The 6,528-nt window shown below is 41.4% G+C and carries 5 protein-coding genes and 1 pseudogene; 3 read left to right on the top strand and 3 right to left on the bottom strand.

The window, feature by feature from the left end:
* The first annotated feature begins 119 nt into the window (after nt 1–119).
* The 3 genes and pseudogenes from FTU79_RS14880 to FTU79_RS14870 all read left to right on the top strand — a co-directional run bounded on the left by FTU79_RS14880 (nt 120) and on the right by FTU79_RS14870 (nt 3,315).
* On the top strand, nt 120–1,082 hold the full coding sequence (locus FTU79_RS14880) for a GGDEF domain-containing protein (RefSeq protein ID WP_180051111.1): 963 nt from the start codon (nt 120–122) through the stop codon (nt 1,080–1,082).
* Nucleotides 1,083–1,212: 130 nt separating this feature from the next.
* Nucleotides 1,213–2,121: a polyprenyl synthetase family protein gene (locus FTU79_RS14875; protein WP_180051108.1), complete on the top strand. Its 909-nt coding sequence runs from the start codon at nt 1,213–1,215 to the stop codon at nt 2,119–2,121.
* A gap of 230 nt (nt 2,122–2,351) precedes the next feature.
* Nucleotides 2,352–3,315 (top strand): annotated as a pseudogene (locus tag FTU79_RS14870) (IS30 family transposase).
* A gap of 81 nt (nt 3,316–3,396) precedes the next feature.
* Here FTU79_RS14870 and putP read toward each other — a convergent pair.
* The 3 genes from putP to FTU79_RS14855 all read right to left on the bottom strand — a co-directional run bounded on the left by putP (nt 3,397) and on the right by FTU79_RS14855 (nt 6,449).
* On the bottom strand, nt 3,397–4,887 hold the full coding sequence (gene putP / locus FTU79_RS14865) for a sodium/proline symporter PutP (protein ID WP_180051105.1): 1,491 nt from the start codon (nt 4,885–4,887) through the stop codon (nt 3,397–3,399).
* 211 nt (nt 4,888–5,098) lie between these two features.
* Entirely contained in the window at nt 5,099–5,953 is an 855-nt protein-coding gene (locus FTU79_RS14860) for an SPFH domain-containing protein (protein WP_078189969.1), read from the bottom strand.
* 16 nt (nt 5,954–5,969) lie between these two features.
* Nucleotides 5,970–6,449, bottom strand: a complete 480-nt coding sequence (locus tag FTU79_RS14855; RefSeq protein ID WP_180022299.1) for an NfeD family protein — start codon at nt 6,447–6,449, stop codon at nt 5,970–5,972.
* Nucleotides 6,450–6,528: the final 79 nt, after the last annotated feature.

The following is a 6,528-nucleotide window of genomic DNA, read 5'->3' as shown; positions in this document are numbered from 1 at the left end:
TTTCATGTACTTATATTAACAATCAAAACTCAAGGAAAATAGTCCTTAGTTAAATCAAACGACACTTCATGTCGTGTCGCTTATATCTCTGACCTGAAGGACAGAGTTTTACGCTCCATTTGATAAAATCGGATCTACCTACTGAACAATTGGCTGTATTAGAAGCGTTGCCAATGCCTGCTGCGTTATTTTCTGCGACAGCTGAGCTGATATGCGCCAATCAAATATTTAAACATCGATTTCAGTCAGACTTACAAGAGATTGTATTGAATCATGTGTCCGTGATGCAGCAAAAAACCAAAGCCACAAGTTCTGAGTTTGATTTACTCTGTTTAGAGAACGATAGCATTGAACCCTTTATGTATAGTGAAAATGAACGGCATTATTGGTTCACGCTCAAACCAAAGTTTCAACAAAGTGGCGATTTGGAACATGTGCTGTTGTGCTGTGCGGACATTACAAATTTAAAGCAAGTCGAATTATCGCTGTTGAAACATAACCAACAACTCGAACAACAAGTTTATTTTGATTATCTGACAGGGATAAGAAATCGACGAGGTTTTGATTTAGACCTTTCTCAGTGGCAAAAAAGCTTCGCGGTCGAACAAGCAGATGAAATTTGTTTGATGATGCTCGACTTAGACAATTTTAAGCAAATCAATGATATCTACGGCCATGCGTTTGGCGATGAGGTTTTAAGAAAAAGTGCGCAGCTTTTAAGGGGGCAAATTAGTCAACTCGCAGATGCACAAATATATCGCATGGGTGGGGAAGAGTTTGCAATGATTTTGCCACGCACGGCTATATCGACTGCATGTTCGATTGCACAACAATGTTGTGAGCAAATCTATGCTTCTTCGATGAATTATGCGGATAAGGCTTTACAACTGAGTATCTCATGCGGAGTGGCCTTGTGGAATGGTACAGAGTCATTTTTTGAAACATTGGCACGTGCCGATCAGGCTTTGTATCAAGCCAAGAAAGGCTCGAAAAATTGTACCTGTTTTAATGATGGACAAAATGTGGCGCTATTTGAGGAAACGACATTTAAAAAACCATCAGACTGTGGGAAAAACACATAGATTTAGGCCGTAACATAGAGAAAGATTTGAGAAAGCAGTATGATGCAACAGGTCAAAATTGACAGAAAACATTGGCAGTCGATTTGCTAATGAACGAAGCAGTTAAATATTTAAAGTATTTGAGGTGAATGTGTCTTCTTTAACAGACGTTTCCACACATGCCCTGACAGAAGCGCAGCAGCGTATTCAGCAGGATTTACTGACAGCGCTAGATGCATTTTCAATTCCAGAACCCTTAAAAGGGGCGGTGTATCATGCTGTGATGTTGGGTGGAAAACGCGTTCGACCGGCACTTTGTTATGCAACAGCAGCGTTAAAACCCAATACCAATTTTGCAGCAGTACGCCGTGCTGCGGTAGCGATCGAATTTATTCATTGCTATTCATTGGCACACGATGATTTGCCATGTATGGACAATGATTTACTCCGTCGCGGTCAACCAACCTGTCATGTGGCTTTTGGCGAAGATACGGCCTTACTTGCTGGCGATATTTTACAATCGATGGCTTTTGAGGTTTTAGGCAGCCGTCTCTTTGATCAAGGCCTAGCCGTTGAAGCGCCGATCATCTTGAAGCAAATGCAAATTTTAGCGACTGCAACTTCAAAAATGGTCAATGGACAAGTCCTAGACTTACAAGCAGAAGGCAAGCATGTCAGTCAGGATGAATTAGAAAACATTCATCGAAATAAAACTGGTGCTTTAATTTCGGCCGCAATCATGATGGCGGCAGTGACGATATTTAATGGTACAGACCAAGCTATTCCTAAACTCCGCGAATTTGGTCTAGCGATTGGTTTAGCCTTTCAGGTGCAAGATGATATTTTAGATATTATTGCTGACACTGAAGCATTGGGTAAAACAGCAGGTAAAGATCAACAAGTGGATAAATCGACATATCCTGCGTTAATGGGTCTCGAGCAAGCGCAAGCTTATGCAGAAGAATTACATGCTCAAGCGCTTCAAGCTTTGGATTATTTTGCAGAAGATGCGGCAGAATTACACAAGATCACGCAGTTTTTATTAAAACGTCAAAGTTAATATGACGCAGTAAAAGACCTCAGCCCACACATGTAATATATTGTGGGCTTTTTTATATTTTGTATATTTGGAACAGAAGTCAATAAACCATCTACGGAATAGCTAAATGGATGACATGATAAAAAACGCAGATTCAAATCCCAAGTGCGACACATTTGTAGTTAGTTGAAAAAGTTAGATGTATTCATAGAATCATTAGACTTTTTCAACTCGCAATTGGAAAGCACACAATGAAGAAATACACCCAACTTTCTCAAGATGAAAGATACGAAATTTATGCTACTTTGAAAAGTAAAAGTTCAATCACTACCCTTGCTCGGGAGCTAGGGCGTTCACGATCAACCATCTACCGTGAATTAAAAAGAAATACTGGGCAACGTGGATATAGGGCTCAACAGGCAGCTAAATTTGCAAGTCAAAGACGGTACCGTCCTTCATCATCAATGACAGCATTTGCCTTCGCGTATATTGATTATTTGATTGGCTTGGACTGGTCACCAGAACAAATTTCAGGTGCTTTAACACAACGCAGTTGGCTGGATGCACCTTCACATGAATGGATTTACCAGTACATTTATCAAGATAAATCAAAAGGTGGTAAACTCCATCTACACTTAAGGCATCAGAAGAAATATCGAAAACGAGGTTACAAAAACACGGATCGCAGGGGGCAAATCATTGATAAAACAAGTATTCATTGCCGAGATGATGTCATTGATCAACGACAACGTTTAGGAGATTTCGAAGGTGACACGGTGATTGGTAAACATCATAAAGGTGCTTTATTAACTCTCGTGGATCGAAAGAGCCTGTACGTACATATTGTTCATTTAGGGCCAACGAGAGCATCCCCTCAAACGATTAGTTGTGCATTAGATCGTTTACGAATGAGCCATGCTTATAGCGTGACATTTGATAATGGCAAAGAATTTTCCGAACACAAAAAGAATTACTAATGCCGGCATAGAGGCGTATTTCGCTGACCCTTACAAGTCTATTCAGCGAGCTAGAAATGAAAATACGAATGGTTTAATCCGTCAATATCTGCCAAAATCATCATCGTTTGATGACGTGTCAAACGAACAAATAGAGCAGATAGAATTTTCACTCAACCATCGTCCTAGAAAAAAACTAGGTTGGTATACACCGAGTGAAGTTATGGCTGGTTTTTATACTGTTGCACTTGCTGCTTGAATCCGCCAAACAAAAAAGGACGCCTAGCGTCCTTTTTTGTAGATATTAAAACTTAGAAATTAAATTTAAGTGCTATTGGTCTTAAATACTTTCTTTATAGATACGATCTGCTTCTTCAAATTTTTCAGTGACTTCGGCAGATGGTGCTTTGCCCATTAAGCTCACAATGATGATTGCAATGAGTGAGCAGATGAAGCCCGGAATAATTTCATAAACGCCTGTATCGCCCCAGAGATTTTTCCATAGAATGACCATGACTGCACCAACCACCATACCGGCTAAAGCACCATTGAGTGTCATGCGTTTCCAGAACAATGACATGATAATCAGTGGGCCAAATGCAGCACCAAAGCCTGCCCATGCATATGCGACGAGACCAAGGACTTTAGAGTCAGGATTACCCGCCATATAGATCGCAAGCAACGCAATCATTAACACCATAATACGGCCGACCCAAACCAATTCTTTTTGTGAAGCATTTTTGCGTAAGAATGATTTATAAAAGTCTTCAGTTAAGGTACTTGAACAGACTAAAAGCTGACAGCTGAGGGTACTCATGATGGCAGCTAAAATCGCAGCCAGTACGATACCTGCAACCGATGGGTTAAATAGAATTTTAGTCAATTCCATAAAGACCGTTTCAGGGTTAGCTGTAACGATACCTGCTAGTTCGGGATGCTGTTGGAAATAAGCAATACCGAAGAAACCTGCTGCAACTGCGCCACCGAGGCAGAGTGTCATCCATGTCATACCAATACGGCGTGCATTGGGAATCGATTTAACCGAATCTGCTGCCATGAAACGCACTAAGATATGCGGTTGACCGAAATAGCCTAAGCCCCATGCCAACAAAGACATAATTGCGACAAAACTTAAGTCAGCAAATACATCCATGGCTTGAGGGCGTGCTGCTTCTAGTGCCAGAGTGAATTGGGTTAAATCAGAGAACGACAACATGACAACGATAGGTGTCAGCAGCAAGGCAAAAATCATAAAGCCCGCTTGAATGGTATCGGTCCAACTGACAGCAAGGAAGCCACCAATAAACACATAGCTCACTGTTGCGATGGCACTGATCCAAAGCGCAGTGCTATACGACATACCAAACATACTTTCAAATAATCGAGCGCCTGCAACCATGCCTGAAGCACAGTAAATTGCGAAGAAAATCAAAATAATCACAGCAGACACGATACGTAAGATTTTCTTTTGATCGTTAAAACGATTTGAGAAATAGTCAGGTAGGGTTAAAGCATTATTTTGAACTTCGGTATGTACACGGAGACGACCTGCAACAAGTAGCCAGTTGAGCCAAGCACCGATGATCAGACCAATTGCAATCCACATTTCAGATAAACCTGAAAGGTAAATCGCACCCGGAAGACCCATGAGCAACCAACCACTCATATCCGATGCACCTGCAGAAAGGGCAGTGACAAAGCTCCCTAATCGGCGGCCACCTAAAATGTAGTCAGAAAAGTTACTGGTCGCACGGTATGCAAGTAAACCGATCACGACCATGGCGACAATATAAAAGAGAAAGGTAATTAGGGTGGGATTCAGGGAGCTCATACGGTATCCGCTTTGGCGTTGGACAATTGCGTTTAATTAGGGGACTCAATGGGATTTGCCTAAGCCAAGTAGGTGAAATCGAACGATAAGTCCTAAAACGTCAAAAAAATAACGTGAAATTTAAACATAAATTCACAAACTTTGCCTTCTTTTTTGTTTTGGGCATAAAAATGGGCCGTATGTCACGACCCATTTTAATTAATACGGAGATTTAGTTATTACGACCCATTACACCACGAATCGTATTCAGTACATCCGCAGGTAATACCACAGTTTTGGCATTATTAGATTTAGCCATATCTTGCATGGCTTTGACGTATTGTTCACCGAGTAAGTATGCAACTGGAATTTCTTTATCGCCGACGGCTGAACTCACCATTTCAATTGCACGCTGTGACGATTCTGCCAATACCACTTGAGCTTCTGCATCACGACGAGAGGCTTCTAAACGACCATCTGCTTCTAAAATAGCCGCTTGTTTTTCCCCGTCTGCCTTGGTCACTGTCGCACGACGTTGACGTTCAGCGGCCGCTTGCTCTTCCATCGCAGCTTGCATGGTATGAGAAGGTTTAATATCTTGAATTTCTACAGTTTTAAGCGTAATACCCCAGTCAGAAATATCGTCAGAAATTGCGGCTTTAAGTTTAGCCTTAATATGATCACGCGATGACAGTGCATCATCGAGGTCCATTTCACCGACAATTGAACGTAAAGAGGTTTGAACTAAGTTTTGAATCGCCCATGTGTAGTTTTCAATACCGTAAACTGCTTTTTCAGGTGTGGTTAAATTGATATAAGCCACAGCATTCATCAGCAGTACCGCGTTGTCACGTGTGATCACTTCCTGAGAGGGGATATCTAAGACGATATCTTTGGTTGTGACTTTATAAGCCACTTCATCGACATACGGAATCACAAAGTTCAGTCCCGGATTGAGCGTGGTATGGTATTTACCTAAACGCTGAACAATCCATTTATAACCTTGGGGAACAATACGAACACCTTTAAAAATGGTGACGGCTACAAAAACTAAGAGCGCTAAAAAAACAATAGAAACACCAGACATGTCATTTCTCACTTATTTATGGATTGTCAGCGGGGTGGTTGCTGCTGTGCAGTTGGACGACTAAATCATTGCCTAAAATATCGGTCACGCGAACGCGATCACCGACTTGAAGTGCATCTTGGGTACGGCAATGCCATTCGTCTGAACCTAAAACAGGCATCGGGAAGCGAACTTTAACGCTGCCATGATTGAGCTGGGTTTGAATCACCATACCCACTTGGCCAATCGTCGCTTCACGGGACAGACCTGCTTTGGTTTTATCAATGGATAAAGGCTTAATAAATTTGAACCACAAAAATGTGCAGAGCACGGCAAAAATAATCCAAACCACAATTTGCACATTAAAGTCCATGGATGGAAAGATCCAATATAAGATCCCAACCAAAATTGCAGAAACACCAAACCAGAGCGCTGCAAAAGACGGCAAAATCAGTTCAAAAAGCATCAAAGCGACGCCCAATACAAACCAGTGCCAAGGTTCTAAAATAAATTCCATACATCTACTCTTATATAAGGGTGAATTGATATAGATGAACCAGTATCTATATCAATGTAGCAGATGTATAACTCAATGA

It is taken from the genome of Acinetobacter sp. YH12144 (assembly GCF_013418345.1).
In the GTDB taxonomy this organism is placed as follows: Bacteria; Pseudomonadota; Gammaproteobacteria; order Pseudomonadales; family Moraxellaceae; genus Acinetobacter; species Acinetobacter amyesii.
This window is presented reverse-complemented; position numbering and strand designations above follow the sequence as displayed.

What these genes read in the sequence shown, in the direction of transcription:
- FTU79_RS14860 (WP_078189969.1), bottom strand. Translation starts at nt 5,953, where the DNA reads ATGTCTGGTGTTTCTATTGTTTTTTTAGCGCTCTTAGTTTTTGTAGCC.
- putP (WP_180051105.1), bottom strand. Translation starts at nt 4,887, where the DNA reads ATGAGCTCCCTGAATCCCACCCTAATTACCTTTCTCTTTTATATTGTC.
- FTU79_RS14855 (WP_180022299.1), bottom strand. Translation starts at nt 6,449, where the DNA reads ATGGAATTTATTTTAGAACCTTGGCACTGGTTTGTATTGGGCGTCGCT.